The following is a 15000-nucleotide window of genomic DNA, read 5'->3' on the forward strand; positions in this document are numbered from 1 at the left end:
TACTGGTTAGGTTTCTGTTTTTTACACCATAACGCTTTTGGTTAGCTCATGCCAATAATAGATTAATTATTTCCCACTTAAAATTCGTGCCGGATCAAGTCTACTTGCCCGTCTTGCCGGATACCAACTAGCTAATAAACTCAGAATCAGAGCCGTCGCCAGAACATACAGAACATCCATGCCATGTAACTCCGATGGCAGGAAATCAATGAAGTAAACATCACCGGAAAGAAATTGATGCCCGATCAACTTTTCCAATCCATGAATAAGCGCTGTCAGATTCAGTGATGCCAACACACCGGCTACAGCACCGGCAATACTGCCTGTCATACCCGCCAGTAACCCATACCAGAGAAAAACTGCTCTAATTTGCCTATCTTTAGCACCGAGGGTTCGCAGGATAGCAATATCACTACTTTTATCTTTTACCGCCATAATCAAGGTAGAAACGATATTAAAACACGCTACACCAATCACCAAAATCATCGCCAGATACATAATGCTACGTACCATCTGAATATCATGATACATGTAGCCATAATTTCTCATCCAACTGCTGATATAGACATATTCCTGTGATGCTTCCCCGGCCGACCTTACCCGCTGATCAGCGGCAAATACATCATCAACCTTGATCGCAATGCCCGTAATCCCCCGCCCATAATCCAAATATTGTTGCGCATCAGCCAAAGGAATCAGAGCCAGACTATGATCAAGCAAGCCGCTCAATTGAAAAATTCCGCTCACCTGTAAACGAATTCGTTTCGGTTGCAACAATTTCATCTCAGGATCATTGTTCGGGATCATAACAGTCAGCCAGTCACCCTGCTTAACCTTCAAGGCATTAGCAACTCCTTGCCCCAGAATGACCTGTTGATGACCAGCCTGAAAATTTTGCCAGGCATTATCCTGTACAAATTGTGGTAATGAGCTGACCTGAACCTCGGAGGCTAAATCAACCCCTTTCACCTGAACCGCATGTAAGCTGGTACCTTTTTCCATCAATCCAGTGAAAGTAATATAAGGTGAAGCAGCAACCACGCCGGATGTGTTTTTTACCCGTTCCAATGCAGGTTGCCACTGTTCAAAAGGCTGATGAACCGTATAGATTTCACCATGAGGAACAACAGAGAGGATGCGGTTTCTCAATTCTCGTTCAAAACCATTCATGGCACTCAGACCAATAATGAGAACAGCGACACCAAGCATAATCCCTAACGTAGAAATCACAGAAATCAGAGATACCATACCGCCGCGGCGACGCCCGCGACTAAATCGCAAGGCAGTGACCAAAGAGAGAGGCAAATTCGCCATTACAACGCCCCCGCCAGGGTCAATTTATCCTGTAAATAACCATCACGCATCTCCACCTGACGATTTAATCTGCCGGCGAGATTCAAATCATGGGTGACGACCAGAAATGCCGTGCCTTGCTGTCGGTTAAGCTCGCCCAGTAATGCAAAGATGCTATCTGCATTACGCAAATCGAGGTTACCGGTAGGTTCATCCGCTAAAACCAAAGAAGGCTCATTAACCAACGCTCTGGCAATTGCCACACGCTGGCGTTCACCTCCAGATAATTCTGATGGGCGATGATAAGCTCGCTTTTCCAGACCAACAGCCGCCAGCATTTCTACTGCTTTCTTCTGTGCTTGACTACGATTTTTACCGCCGATCAACAGCGGCATAGCGACATTCTCTATCGCGTTAAAATCTGGCAACAGATGGTGAAATTGATAAATAAAGCCCAATTCATGATTGCGCAGTTCTGCCCTAGCTCCAGAGGACATTTTATTCAAAGAGTGCCCTTTAAACAGGACTTCACCAGAAGTCGGCGTATCCAACCCACCAAGCAAATGCAGCAGCGTACTCTTACCTGAGCCGGAACTTCCCACAATCGCCATCATTTCACTCTGATTGATAGCAAAAGTGACATTTTTCAGCACTTCGGTCAGTACTTGCCCTTCCTGATATTTTTTACACAGATTATTACACAACAATAGTGGTTGATTATTCATAACGCAAAGCCTCAGCAGGTTGGACGGCAGCAGCACGCCAGGAAGGATATAACGTAGACAATAGGGCAATCACCATCGCTGAAATTGCGATTGTAGCAACCTGTAGCGGTTCAATGGCAACAGGCAGCTCAACACCTGAGGTCAACAGGCCAATCAGCGGCATTAAGTTATTAAGCTGACTGGAAAGCAGAACACCAAGCCCAGTTCCCAGTAAAGTGCCGATGATCCCGGCTCCTGCTCCCTGGATCATAAAAATCGCCATCACCTGACGCCGTACCAATCCCTGTGTTTGCAAAATTGCCACTTCTCCCTGCTTTTCCATGACCAGCAAACCAAGGGAAGTAATGATATTGAATGCAGCCACAGCAATAATCAGGCTTAACAATAAGCCCATCATGTTTTTTTCCATCCTAACCGCTTGGAAAAACTCACCTTTACGTTCGCGCCAATCTTTCCACAACAACCCTTCTGGCAAGGTTTGTAAGCTCAAACGATCTACCGTCAATGGTTCTGAAAGATAGAGACGCCAGCCAGTAATGTGACCTGGCGGATAGCGCATCAGACGAGCTGCATCTTGCTGATTCACCAGAATCTGTGTGCCATCGACTTCGCTATTTGATGTAAAAGTACCAATAACAGTAAATAGACGCTGACTAGGAATACGCCCCATTGGCGTCAACTGACTTGCACCAGGCACCATCAGACGAATGCGATCACCACGTTTTACACCAAGCTCCCCGGCTAGTCTTTCGCCCAAAATAGCATTGTAGCTACCGGGCGCAAGTTGATGACGATAAGCACCGATCAAATATTCAGCCAACGGCTCATATTCATCAGAAGTAATGCCCAACATCACACCGACACCGACATTCCGGGCGCTTTGCAATACCACATCCCCCGTCACCAATGGTGTAATCCTGTTAACCTGCTTTAGATCCGCAAGTTCACTGACAGGATGCGCTTTTGGGTCTAGCGAACCCTTTACCGACGTCACAACCGCCTGTGGCATAAAGCCAAGAATACTGGTTTCCAATGAACGCTCAAAACCGTTCATCACAGACAATACTGTAATTAATGCAGCAACCCCGAGAGTAATACCAATTGCTGATAGCCATGAAACAAACCGACCAAATTTGTCAGCCGCCCGGCCACGCATATACCGCAAACCTATAAATAATGAGACAGATTGAAACATGAAATCTGTTACGCCCCTGTTGCCAAAGCAAAGTGTTCGGGGATAATAAAGGGTAGTTATATTTTATGGAACCACCAACACCCAGATTCTGTGGTTTTTTTATTTTCTCTCAACCAGCCTGCGTGTTTACTCGAAGACCATATGTGCGTCGAAAGCCCGTTGGGAATGGACTGAATCATAGAGAACACATTTACGCTTATGTCCTCAAAATATCGTTATGAACTTCCTGAACGCCGCGGTGATAACCGTCAATTAGGCCGACTTATTGGTGCCGCTTGCGCTGTAGAGTGTGCTGAGATTATCGAACGCCATCAAGGGCCTGTCGTACTGATAACCAAAGACATGCAAAACGCCCTACGTCTGCATGATGAAATCCATCAGTTTACCGACTGCCCGGTTGATCTTCTTTCCGATTGGGAGACACTGCCGTATGACAGCTTTTCGCCCCATCAGGAAATCATTTCCAACCGCCTATCTACACTTTACCGTCTACCGACGATGACCAAAGGTGTTTTAATCCTGCCGATAAATACCTTAATGCAACGAGTTTGCCCTCATGAGTACCTTAACGGACATGCACTGGTTATGCATAAAGGTCAGAGACTCTCGCGGGACAAACTCCGTGCTGAATTAGAACAGGCTGGCTACCGTAGTGTCGAACAAGTTCTTGAACATGGCGAATTTGCTACTCGTGGCGCACTGCTCGATCTTTTTCCAATGGGAAGCGAGCATCCTTATCGTATTGATTTCTTTGATGATGAAATCGATAGCTTACGCATTTTCGATGTTGACAGCCAACGCACACTAACTGAAGTTAAACAAATCAACCTACTGCCCGCTCATGAATTCCCAACAGATAAAGAGACGATTGAACTGTTTCGCAGCCAGTGGCGAGAACGTTTTGAAGTCCGTCGTGACAGTGAACATATTTATCAGCAAGTCAGTAAAGGTACGTTACCGGCAGGGATAGAATACTGGCAACCGTTGTTTTTCAGCCATCCCCTGCCTGCATTGTTTGATTACCTACCCGATAACACCCTGATTCTTAGCCAAGAAATTAACAATGCCGCTGAACGTTTCTGGCAAGATATTCAACAGCGCTTCGAGAGCCGTAAAATTGATCCAATGCGCCCTCTCTTACCCCCAGAAGAACTTTGGCTTCCGGCGGATAAATTATTTTCAGCACTAAAAAACTGGCCCCGCATTCAACTTAAAGCGGAAGAGTTGAGCAAAAAAACGAGTCACGTAAATCTTGATTATCAATTACTACCTGATCTCTCCGTGGTTGCGCAAAATAAGGCACCGCTGGATAAGCTTCGCCGTTTCCTGGAACAATTCAGTGGCCGCGTAATTTTCTCCGTCGAGAGCGCAGGACGAAAAGAGACATTACAAGAATTATTGTCACGAATAAAGATTAAACCAATTAAAATCAATAAATTAAATCAGGCGCAGCAATCAGGTCATTTTTTGATGATTGGTGCCTCTGAACATGGTTTTATCGATACAAAGAATGAAGTTGCTCTAATCTGTGAAAGTGACATGCTCGGTGAGCGTGTTGTTCGCCGCCGTCAAGACACCCGCCGCACGATTAATACCGATACCCTGATCCGTAACCTTGCTGAATTACGCCCTAATCAGCCGGTGGTCCATTTGGAGCATGGCGTTGGCCGCTATCAGGGATTAACCACGCTAGAAGCAGGTGGTATCCAAGCTGAATATTTGATCCTAAGTTATGCTGGCGATGACAAACTCTATGTTCCGGTATCTTCCCTGCATCTAATCAGCCGCTACGCAGGTGGTGCTGATGAAAATGCCCCATTACATAAATTGGGCGGAGAAGCATGGAACAAAGCTCGCCAGAAAGCAGCCGAAAAAGTGCGCGATGTGGCCGCGGAACTGCTTGATATTTATGCTCACCGCGCCGTAAAACCCGGATTTGCTTTTAAACATGATTGGGAACAATACCAACTGTTCTGTCAGAGCTTTCCATTTGAAACGACCCCAGATCAGGAACAGGCGATTAACGCAGTTCTGAATGATATGTGTCAACCCATAGCAATGGATCGCTTAATTTGCGGTGATGTAGGATTTGGCAAAACCGAAGTTGCAATGCGCTCCGCATTTCTGGCAGTCCATAATGACAAGCAGGTGGCGGTCTTGGTTCCGACAACCCTACTGGCTCAACAACACTTTGATAATTTCCGCGACCGCTTTGCTAATTGGCCTGTACGTATTGAGATGATATCCCGCTTCCGCAGCGCCAAAGAACAGCAACAAGTCGTTGAAATGGCAGCCGAAGGTAAAGTCGATATTATTATTGGCACGCATAAACTGCTACAAAGCGACCTACGTTGGAAAGACCTTGGTTTGTTAATTGTCGATGAAGAGCACCGATTTGGTGTTCGCCACAAAGAGCAGATCAAAGCCATGCGTGCTGACGTCGATATTCTGACCCTCACCGCAACCCCTATTCCACGAACGCTTAATATGGCAATGAGCAGTATGCGGGATCTGTCAATTATTTCGACCCCACCCGCTCGTCGTCTGGCAGTCAAAACCTTCGTGCGCGAATATGACAACCTAGTGGTGCGAGAAGCCATACTGCGTGAAGTTTTGCGCGGTGGTCAAGTCTACTACCTCTATAACGACGTTGAAAATATTGAGAAAGCGAAACTGCGTCTCGAAGAGTTAGTACCAGAGGCTCGGTTCACAATTGGTCATGGGCAGATGCGTGAACGGGATTTGGAACGGGTGATGACTGATTTTCATCATCAACGATTTAATGTTCTGATTTGTACCACAATTATTGAGACAGGCATCGACATTCCGAGCGCCAATACCATTATTATCGAACGGGCCGACCATTTTGGCCTAGCCCAATTGCATCAATTGCGTGGACGTGTCGGACGTTCTCACCATCAGGCTTATGCTTACCTGTTAACACCACACCCGAAAGCAATGACCACCGATGCACACAAACGTCTGGAAGCCATCGCTTCCCTTGAAGATTTAGGTGCCGGCTTTGCACTAGCAACTCACGACCTTGAAATCCGTGGAGCCGGCGAACTCCTTGGTGAAGAACAGAGTGGTCAGATGACAACTATCGGCTTCACTCTCTATATGGAGATGTTGGAAAGTGCTGTCAATGCACTAAAAGCAGGCCGTAAACCTTCACTTGAAGACTTGGCCAATAGCCAAACTGACGTTGAATTGCGGATGCCTATTTTGCTACCCGATGACTATATTCCTGATGTCAATATGCGTTTATCTTTTTATAAACGCATTGCCAGCGCCAAAGATGAATCAGAATTAACAGAATTGAAGGTTGAATTGATAGATCGGTTCGGCACATTACCTAATCCGGGGCACCATTTATTACAATCAGCAGCCATTCGCCTGTCAGCCCAGAAATTAGGTATTAAACGAATAGAAGCCCATGAAAAAGGTGGATTCATCGAGTTTAGTGAAAAACATAAAGTTGATCCAACTTATCTTATCGGCCTGTTACAGAAACAGCCTGAAATTTACCGATTGGATGGCCCCGCTAAACTTAAATTCATCATAAATCTGAACGAAAGAATGGCACGTCTGGAATTCATTCAACAATTACTTGAGACTTTTGAACACCATCAAATCTGTCCTTAAGTCATTTTCACTTCCCCTATGACTGATTGCCAGTCTATGGGGAAGTACTGCAATTTAATTCACATTACATAACTCCTTTTTTCTACGTAACCCCATAAAAATAGAGACCAATATTCATTTGTACTATTGAATAATTATGCTGTGATTTATTCATTAATATTTATTCTGAGATAACAATCATATGACAATATCCATATGAAATGAAGATGACTAACCTGATTGGATTAAGGGAAAACTTTATTTACGAAAAAGAATAACTAGATATGGTCATAATCGTAATAATAGTCTTTATTATCAATCTCATGCGGTAATTTACTTTAATAATATCCTCTTCCATTAAAATCATAATTTTTTCTTATGCAAAAATCACATCATATAATTATTAAAAATATATTAATAGAGAAAAAATGCCTTATCTATCTTATTCAAAATCAATTTCAGAAAGAAATGACCAATATAAAATTAGCCTCAACCTCATTTCACATCGTTCATTTAACTTTAAATGGTATCTAATTAAAGTGATCGTACCAGTTGACAAGTGTTTTAATAACCCTATTAAACGGTGCATTAATGTAACAATCAATCAAATATATTGACTAATTATATAAATCACATTCAAACATATTGTTTATTATTAAATAGATTATTAGATATTCTTAAATATTATATTATCTTTTAATTGCATTATCTTACACTTCGCCTATACCAATTAGTTGAACCGCTATTTATCTATTTTAAAAATAGATATATTTGCAACAAATATATGAGAAATCGCAATTATGCAAATTACCACTGCTAATAACATTACTTCCGAGAATATTTCCACTAATAATATTTCTATGCAGATTCTGCGTGAGTTATTGCAATATCGCAGACTCCTTACTGACTCAGGGAGGGATTCGGCTCAAGAAGAAGAGATTGTTAAAACTGTACAATTGCCAAGAATTGAACAATTTATCAAGAACAAAAAACCTATCGAATTTATTTTACCCGCATTCCCAACAAAATCACCAAACATAAACAAAGTGCTTGGTACTGCTCCCGATATGGCAGAACGTTTATCTTTAATTTTTCTTAATTCTCTTTGCCAGCGTATCCAACTTTATTATCCGCCTGGTGCCCGCATTATTATTTGCTCTGATGGGCATGTTTTTGGTGATCTGATTCGTGTCAATGATACAGTTATCAGCCAATATCATGAAGATATTAAACAATTACTTCATGAAGTGGGTGCTATCAATTTAAGTACATTTAACCTTAATGACGATAAAGAACTCTGCGAACATAGTGATGATTTCAATTTACAGAGACATCTGTTAGTCAAACATTATGCCCGCTCGGAAGAATCTATCAAAGACGAACTGTTGCAAAACAATGATGGATTACAATTATATCGTGCGGTCACCCGCTTCTTATATGAAGACAGCTTATTACCCGGCTATACTGGCTCAAACAATGCCCTACAAAAAGATGCCAAACAAAGGGCCATCGGCGTTATTCAACGAAGTTGGGCGTGGGGGAGTTTATTAGATACTCATTTTCCAAAAGCCATACGTTTATCTATTCATCCTCAGCCAGCAAATAGTATTAAACTTGGTATTCATATGATGCCAACCCGGGATGATTGGTTAACCCCTTGGCACGGTGTCGCAGCCAATGTAAATGGACAATTCATACTTATGAAACACAAAGAAGTCCAGATGATGGGTGGAAAGCTAGTTAACATTCATGGAAAACCCAGTCACTATGTGATTTAAAGAGAAATTATAATTTAAAGGAAAATAACGATGACAGAATTAAATAACTTTCAGACAGAAGAGATAACTCCTTTTGGTTTAGAAATTACGCCTCAATATTCCGATCAACATATTGATACATTATCAGTGGAGCAACTGAAAGAACTAACTAGAAAACACCATCTGCTTATATTACGTGGTTTCAGATCTGACTTATCTGATCACGAAAAATATGAAGAATATGCCCGTCATTGGGGAGAAATAATGATGTGGCCGTTTGGTGCTATTTTGGATGTTCGTGAACACCAAGATGCTACCGATCACGTTTTTGATAACAGCTATATGCCGTTGCACTGGGATGGCATGTATAAACCAACAATTCCCGAATTTATAATGTTCCATTGTGCCCACGCCCCCGAAAGTGACCAAGGGGGCAGAACAACCTTTGTCAATACTCGTCGTGTTGTAGCTAATGCGACTCAACAGCAATTAGAACAGTGGAAAAATATATCGATTACTTATCGCATTAATAAAGTCACTCACTATGGTGGGGAAGTTCACTCTCCTCTACTGGAAGAACATCCGGACAGAAACGGATTCGTTATCAGATATAACGAGCCAGCAATAGATGGAGAAAAATTCCTGAATAAACATGCTATTGAATACCATAATATCAGCCCTGATCAAGTAGCGGAATTTCAGCAAGATTTTATCAATATATTATATGATAAGCGCCATTTATATGCTCATACATGGAAAAAAGGCGATCTGGTGATTGTGGATAATTTCTCTCTGCTACATGGACGTGAAGGATTTACCTCTAAATCAGAACGGCATTTACAGAGAATCCATATTCAATCTAATCCAGTATTTAATAATCTGGCGTTAAGAGCATAGTATTTTTATATATACCCGTCATTTTTCAAGTTGCCTCTTTATTGGCTACACTCGCTCACCCCGGAAACATAGTCACCTATGTTCCCGGGGATTCTCTCCCTTGCTGTCGCGAAGCATCTTGAAATCCATAAGGTATAGTAAAAATTGCTTACTGGATTCACTAGATAGGTGGGCCATCTTAATCTCGCAAGTGTATTATCGCTCTTGAGTAAATTATTCAATGATTAATAAGAATTTCGCCGCACACTTACGAATCAAGTAGCAATTAAATGGTCTGAGCTCAGCAAAATACAGTACTCAGACCTTGATGAACGAATGATTTAAATTGCCTAATTTTTGAGAGCAATTCACAAGGTCGAGTTAGTTTTGACTGTCATATTTTTTGAATAAATATGGGTTGCAAAAAACTCACCTACTCTTATTGAATATTGTTTGCAAAATAGTTTAATTTTAATCATTACTTTATAAATGTTCTTTTAACTCGAATAGATATAATAAAATAAGGAATCCATATACATACATAAAACACAGTTCTAAAAAATAAGAAGAGATAACTATAATCCAGTTTTATTTCATATACATAATGAGCCAATGATAAATCGGTTATTACAAATAATGAAGTAAAAACTAAAAGGATAATGTAAAATAAAGGTGTTTTTTTCTTCTTTTTAAAAAAAAGAATTGATGTATAAAGTGCAACTCCAAAAATAATGATAAAACAAATAAACTCAAATCCTATAAGGATACGTAATTCACCTAGAAAATCATAACTAGAGATCAGGATTGTCATTGTTTTATATGCACTAAATAAAGAGCTTAATATTGCAAAGATAATATTTATTGCTGGAAAATAGAGAAACCCGCCGATTCCACTCAGTTCTTTCTCCTCACATGTGGCACAAAAATCTGATTCATGTAATGCTGGATTTTCACATTTAATACACTTCATAAAACTTCTCCAAATAGTAACCTCAATCCAAAGATTGATTATTAATTTACGTAAATCGTATAGGTGATAGTATATAAACCAATAACTTATTAGCCCGATAAATACCCCTACTTTTAATAACCTTATTTACATCTCCAAGTGAAAAAAGAAATATTCCATCTATAAAAAACGACATAAGCACTTTATTACCAATTACAGTACTAACTGCGTTACCTAACATTGAGATTGTAGGATCTTCCCCTTTAACTTTACTTCCTAAATAAACGCCTCCTGTATTAACAAAGGTGCTAAATAGTGTTCCTTTACCTTGAGTTAATGCGCCTGTTCCTACCGCTATCAGTGTATCTATTGCACTATATAGTGTTCTCTTGGCTTCAACGTTAAAAGCTGTTTGGTGGTATCTGTTGCCCTGCCTAAAATACCCCCACCAATTACTGCCGTGGTCCCATTAATAGGGGCAACTATAGTGCCTCCTACAGCAGAAGCACCTATCCCCAAGTGACTAATAATCCTCATTACCGGATCTTGTCCTTCCGGGTGATCGCCTTTGGCATGTTTTGACAATGCCGCTGAAATCTCTTGAGGAGATTTACCTTCATTTAGCATAGCGATAGCCAGACTTGATGCTGACCGACAATAATCCGCCATCCCTTTTAACAAGCTCAGTGCATTATTGTCAGTAACAACGCATTCCATTGCGAAGTTGACCGCCAAACGCCGATTTTCTTAATGCCCTCAGTTAGTTACAACCCGTTTTTTCCAGTGCGGCTTGAGGCTCGACCTACAACGCCCCGGCGCGACTTTTCAGCCTGGTAAGCCACTTTTCCCAGACGTAATGAACTGCCCCCTTTAGATGTCGGATGATTACCTAACATTTGGGGGCAGTTCACAATAGCCGGGATCGATGTTCATTTATTAGGTGGATAGTTGTAATAATCTGGGATTACGTAATCTTCTGGAATAGAAGGTAATTCACATTGTTCACCCCAGCCAACTTTTTCAATATCTTCAAAGATATTCAGGAAAAAATTTGATAAATCAAGTGAAATAATTCGAGCCATAACTAAAGCACACTTAGCCGTTATCATATCTTTCCTTTGGATTGCATCTGTCAATAAATTCAGTTCTATTTCTAACTTAACTAAGTCTTCTTGCAGTCTATTATCAAGATCTAATCGATAATCGATACTCCAATCTGAATCAACAAACTTAAAATCAGCAGCATTGATTTTTGACAGTTCTAAGATTGCACGTTTAATTTGATCCAAACCACTCATTTTAATTTCCTACCCATAGCTTTGTCTGTTTTGGCTTGATTAATGCTTCCATCAAGGTTGATAACAACCTTAAAGTTTCCTCTTTTGTCAAAGACTTCCAAGTGGTTCTTATGATCGCCGTCCAAATAAAATTGATCACCTTTTTTGATATGAGTCCCAATATCACTTGAAGCTTGATAAATACTCTGACCATCATACATTTTACTTGTTTTTTGTGAATTCGATTTCGTTTGGCTCCCAAAACCCGATTGCCTGAAGAATTCACCCATATTACCAACTGCCCCCTGATTCGGTTGATATGGTTGTTTGCCTTTTCCGACATCGCCGCCGCTTTTTGCTCCAGCTTTACTGACCCCTCCGGCCACTCCCGCAGACGCCGCAATTCCCGTCTGCCCCATAATCTTCACGATTTCTTGGGTCGTCTCTTCTGAGCCCCCGGTGACTTGGGCACGATGGAGCACTAAATTCCGTGATGCGTCAATATTCGACATGGCACCGCGTAAATCTGCCCATTCCCGTACTTCCGCTGGCGTGAGGAAATCCAGCCCCTGCATTCTGGCTTTTTCCTGAATTTCGCCTATTCGCGCACTATAGTCACCTTGTAATGCCCGCAGCTCTTTAGCAACGGCAACGCACTGGTCAGCTCCTGAACAAGTTGTTATCCGCTCCTGAACCTTGTCATATTCCTGTCGGTATTTATCCCTAACGGCAGAACGGCAACTGGTATCACCCTGACAATTAACCAGTTCCTCACTGCGCGATTGGTTCTTCTCCACACTTAGGTGGTTGTTGTCCACAACAACGCATTCCATTGCGAAGTTGACCGCCGGACACCAATTACTCCAATGTACTCAATCGGTTACAAACGATTTTTCCCGGGGTAGTTCGATGTCCGGCCCATAATGCCCTGACGCGACTTTTACCACCGATTAGTTGGTCTCGGTCATCGCGGATGGAGGAACCAATCATCTAGATGAGGCCCCCTCTAAACCGATAATTAAAAGTAAAATCCCAACTTAAAAACCGAGATTTTAATCATGTAATGAGATCTACTTTTGTATTCATCAACACATTTATAAACTCGTCTAACGGGAATTTCATTTCTATTGGTTTTTCCAAAATCCTACTATCTGAAAAAAATTCAATCTCAATAGAATCAATTCCCTTGTCTTTGTTAAGTTGACAAAGTATTTGCCCCCTATACGAAATTTCTGCTGTCAGCTCTTCGTATCTGGAGTCACTAAAAAAATCCACTTCAAAATTATTAGCCATTTTTTTACCTTTTAGGATCTAAAAAACCTGAGAAAGAACCATCTGAGTTGTAGCGGACACCTCTACCATCAGGTAGACGGTATTCTATACCACCCTTGGATAAATCGGTTCGGACAGTATTCTTATTATTCAACACTTCATTTACGAACCGGCTATCGGTGGTGGTGGCATTGGTATAGCTAGGGCATTATTATCCGCCACTATTGTCTACGTATGGTGATCTTTCTAATATTTCCTCAATTTTTTTCTTGGCTTTTAATACCCACTTTTTATCTAATACACCTAATATTTCTAGCTCTTTTTCAAAATAAGCTCTACGAAAATCTTTATTTTCATCATTCCTATTCTTTAATTCATATTCAGATGCCATTTGGCTAGCTACACTTTCCATTATCCAATATAGCAGCTCATTTACATCTTCAGTTGTTTGCCTAAATATTTCATATCCTCTTTCAGAGTAAATAATATGATATTGATTATTATCAATAACTATATACCCAGAACCATCACCAACAGGCTCTAAATAAACTATCAACATTGATTTAGGTGCATTAATCTTAGCACCTAAAGACCACACTTTTTCCTGTATTTCATTTGTAGTTAGCATTCTTTACTTCCTTTACATATCCATTTTTTATAAGCCAATCAACATTTACTCTCTCAGGGAAATTCGGCAATATCTGAACTCCTCCTCCGGGCTGATCAAACGCTGGCGCAATTTTGCCTTGCAGTACCGGAAGTGGTTTAATTACTTCATATTCATGGTATTTTCCTGCTTTAGAACCAGGAGCCAGTGCTCGATTTTCATAAGGAACTCCTTTGGGAGACAAAAACGCTCCGTTTGCACTGCCATATCTATCCAGTCTAGTACCTACAGCTAAAACATCTTCTTTCGGGGGTTCAGCAAATCCTAATTTAGGTGGCCAATTCCATTCAGTATTAGATTTTCTAAATTTATCATAGGATGAGTATCCTCCCGATTCACTATCTGTTATAGCACTATCTTTATTAAAGTTTCTTGATGTTTTTTCTGAGCCAGATGACACCTCTTGATATTTATTCAAAGACAAATACATTTTAGCTGCCGCAAACTGTATCAGCTTTGCTTCACTGGTAGGTATGCCACCGGCAACAATTTCCGCCGCCTTTTGCGGTGTCATCTGCTCATTTGATAACACGACATCCAATGGAACACCAAAGAAGTTCCCCCACGCAATAATCAGACCTTTTGCCGGGTCCTGACCATCAGGGACTTGCCCTTTTAGGTAGTGAGTTAAGGCTGCGTTGATTTCTTCGGGTGTTGCCCCGGATTGAGCCATCTTTTGAGCCAGCGACCCCGCACCTTCAAAATGTTTAGCGCCTTCGGAACCAAACAGACTTCCCATGCTAAGGGCATTATTATCCGCTGCATTCTTCCCGGCCTGCGCCCCAGTGAGGGCACTGGCGGTGGAGTCACCGGCAATGCCACCTGCCAGCCCTGCCGCCAGGGTGGAAAGGGTACTGATAGTTTGTTTTTGCTCTTCGGTTAACTCACTGACTTTGGCCCCGTCGCCGTAAAGTTGCTTAATCAGGACTTGAGCTGCCAGTTCACCGGAAGCCGCACCGACTGCTCCTGACAAGGCATTATTGCCGCTGACCTCGGCCGCTACCGCGCCTAAAATTGCATGGGCCAGCGTATTGGTGGCGATATCCACCTGATGGGTTTGTGGATCGGTGGTCAGCTCTTTTATCACCCCTGCCAGATACGGCGAAGCGCCTCCGGCCAGCGCCTGACCGAGGTTGTTGCCCGCTAAACCCTGAATCGCTGCCGTGGCGGCCTGTAAGGCTTTCTGATAGGTTCCGCCGGTCCCAAAGCCGGAGTCATTCAGCGCCTGCGTGTAGGCCGTGTCATAAACTTGCTTATTGATATCCGCCGAAGTCGGGTGTGGATTGCCACCGTCAACCAGTTTTTTTCTGGCGGCCTCTTTGTCCGGTTCACTGATATGGTCCAGCTTCGCTTTCGCCGCTTTGG

Annotated in this window: 13 protein-coding genes; 3 read left to right on the forward strand and 10 right to left on the reverse strand. The window is 42.0% G+C overall.

Annotated elements, in window-relative coordinates; all coding sequences use genetic code 11:
• Nucleotides 1-66 precede the first annotated feature (66 nt).
• Genes lolE through lolC form a run of 3 tightly spaced genes read right to left on the reverse strand, consistent with a single transcriptional unit; the run spans nucleotide 67 to nucleotide 3213 of the window.
• Complete coding sequence (lolE, locus tag EAE91_RS09710) at nucleotides 67-1314, reverse strand: lipoprotein-releasing ABC transporter permease subunit LolE (RefSeq protein WP_214088310.1); 1248 nt, start codon at nucleotides 1312-1314, stop codon at nucleotides 67-69.
• Nucleotides 1314-2018, reverse strand: a complete 705-nt coding sequence (gene lolD, locus EAE91_RS09715) for a lipoprotein-releasing ABC transporter ATP-binding protein LolD (protein WP_214088311.1) — start codon at nucleotides 2016-2018, stop codon at nucleotides 1314-1316. Before lolD ends, lolE begins: the two co-directional genes overlap by 1 nt.
• The gene (lolC, locus tag EAE91_RS09720) at nucleotides 2011-3213 is read right to left on the reverse strand and encodes a lipoprotein-releasing ABC transporter permease subunit LolC (protein ID WP_214088312.1); all 1203 of its coding nucleotides are present in this window, start codon (nucleotides 3211-3213) and stop codon (nucleotides 2011-2013) included. The genes lolD and lolC overlap by 8 nt, the downstream gene beginning before the upstream one ends.
• Nucleotides 3214-3411: 198 nt before the next feature.
• Here lolC and mfd point away from each other — a divergent pair, with 198 nt between their 5' ends.
• From mfd to EAE91_RS09735, 3 genes are all read left to right on the forward strand, one after another.
• Nucleotides 3412-6858 carry a transcription-repair coupling factor gene (mfd, locus tag EAE91_RS09725; RefSeq protein ID WP_214088313.1) on the forward strand — a complete coding sequence of 1149 codons (3447 nt, stop codon included), beginning with the start codon at nucleotides 3412-3414 and terminating at the stop codon, nucleotides 6856-6858.
• Nucleotides 6859-7637: 779 nt separating this feature from the next.
• Nucleotides 7638-8615, forward strand: a complete 978-nt coding sequence (gene pvcA, locus EAE91_RS09730) for an L-tyrosine isonitrile synthase (protein ID WP_214088314.1) — start codon at nucleotides 7638-7640, stop codon at nucleotides 8613-8615.
• Between the two features lie 30 nt (nucleotides 8616-8645).
• Nucleotides 8646-9491, forward strand: a complete 846-nt coding sequence (locus tag EAE91_RS09735) for a TauD/TfdA family dioxygenase (RefSeq protein ID WP_214088315.1) — start codon at nucleotides 8646-8648, stop codon at nucleotides 9489-9491.
• Nucleotides 9492-9948: 457 nt separating this feature from the next.
• On the opposite strand, the gene EAE91_RS09740 is transcribed toward EAE91_RS09735, so the two are convergent.
• The 7 genes from EAE91_RS09740 to EAE91_RS24580 form a co-directional block, all read right to left on the reverse strand.
• Nucleotides 9949-10440, reverse strand: a complete 492-nt coding sequence (locus EAE91_RS09740) for a DUF2569 domain-containing protein (protein WP_214088316.1) — start codon at nucleotides 10438-10440, stop codon at nucleotides 9949-9951.
• 345 nt (nucleotides 10441-10785) lie between these two features.
• Entirely contained in the window at nucleotides 10786-11136 is a 351-nt protein-coding gene (locus tag EAE91_RS09745; protein WP_214088317.1) for a hypothetical protein, read from the reverse strand.
• Between the two features lie 212 nt (nucleotides 11137-11348).
• Nucleotides 11349-11717: a hypothetical protein gene (locus EAE91_RS09750; RefSeq protein ID WP_214088318.1), complete on the reverse strand. Its 369-nt coding sequence runs from the start codon at nucleotides 11715-11717 to the stop codon at nucleotides 11349-11351.
• Nucleotides 11714-12529 (reverse strand): hemolysin BL-binding protein, encoded by an 816-nt coding sequence (locus EAE91_RS09755; RefSeq protein WP_214088319.1) that lies wholly within the window; start codon nucleotides 12527-12529, stop codon nucleotides 11714-11716. Before EAE91_RS09755 ends, EAE91_RS09750 begins: the two co-directional genes overlap by 4 nt.
• Before the next feature lie 223 nt (nucleotides 12530-12752).
• Nucleotides 12753-12989: a hypothetical protein gene (locus EAE91_RS09760; protein ID WP_040150625.1), complete on the reverse strand. Its 237-nt coding sequence runs from the start codon at nucleotides 12987-12989 to the stop codon at nucleotides 12753-12755.
• A 190-nt stretch (nucleotides 12990-13179) separates the two neighbouring features.
• On the reverse strand, nucleotides 13180-13596 hold the full coding sequence (locus EAE91_RS09765; RefSeq protein WP_214088320.1) for an Imm63 family immunity protein: 417 nt from the start codon (nucleotides 13594-13596) through the stop codon (nucleotides 13180-13182).
• On the reverse strand, nucleotides 13580-15000 hold a 1421-nt coding region (locus EAE91_RS24580; protein WP_214088321.1), incomplete at its 5' end, for a glycohydrolase toxin TNT-related protein. The genes EAE91_RS24580 and EAE91_RS09765, both read right to left, overlap by 17 nt.

The organism is Photorhabdus noenieputensis, from assembly GCF_018448935.1.
Taxonomy (GTDB): Bacteria; Pseudomonadota; Gammaproteobacteria; order Enterobacterales; family Enterobacteriaceae; genus Photorhabdus; species Photorhabdus noenieputensis.

Coding starts and splice junctions, on each gene's coding strand:
- EAE91_RS09745 (WP_214088317.1), bottom strand. CDS start 11,136: ATGGAATGCGTTGTTACTGACAATAATGCACTGAGCTTGTTAAAAGGG.
- EAE91_RS09735 (WP_214088315.1), top strand. CDS start 8,646: ATGACAGAATTAAATAACTTTCAGACAGAAGAGATAACTCCTTTTGGT.
- EAE91_RS09760 (WP_040150625.1), bottom strand. CDS start 12,989: ATGGCTAATAATTTTGAAGTGGATTTTTTTAGTGACTCCAGATACGAA.
- EAE91_RS09750 (WP_214088318.1), bottom strand. CDS start 11,717: ATGAGTGGTTTGGATCAAATTAAACGTGCAATCTTAGAACTGTCAAAA.
- mfd (WP_214088313.1), top strand. CDS start 3,412: ATGTCCTCAAAATATCGTTATGAACTTCCTGAACGCCGCGGTGATAAC.
- pvcA (WP_214088314.1), top strand. CDS start 7,638: ATGCAAATTACCACTGCTAATAACATTACTTCCGAGAATATTTCCACT.
- lolE (WP_214088310.1), bottom strand. CDS start 1,314: ATGGCGAATTTGCCTCTCTCTTTGGTCACTGCCTTGCGATTTAGTCGC.
- lolC (WP_214088312.1), bottom strand. CDS start 3,213: ATGTTTCAATCTGTCTCATTATTTATAGGTTTGCGGTATATGCGTGGC.
- EAE91_RS09755 (WP_214088319.1), bottom strand. CDS start 12,529: ATGGAATGCGTTGTTGTGGACAACAACCACCTAAGTGTGGAGAAGAAC.
- EAE91_RS09765 (WP_214088320.1), bottom strand. CDS start 13,596: ATGCTAACTACAAATGAAATACAGGAAAAAGTGTGGTCTTTAGGTGCT.
- lolD (WP_214088311.1), bottom strand. CDS start 2,018: ATGAATAATCAACCACTATTGTTGTGTAATAATCTGTGTAAAAAATAT.
- EAE91_RS09740 (WP_214088316.1), bottom strand. CDS start 10,440: ATGAAGTGTATTAAATGTGAAAATCCAGCATTACATGAATCAGATTTT.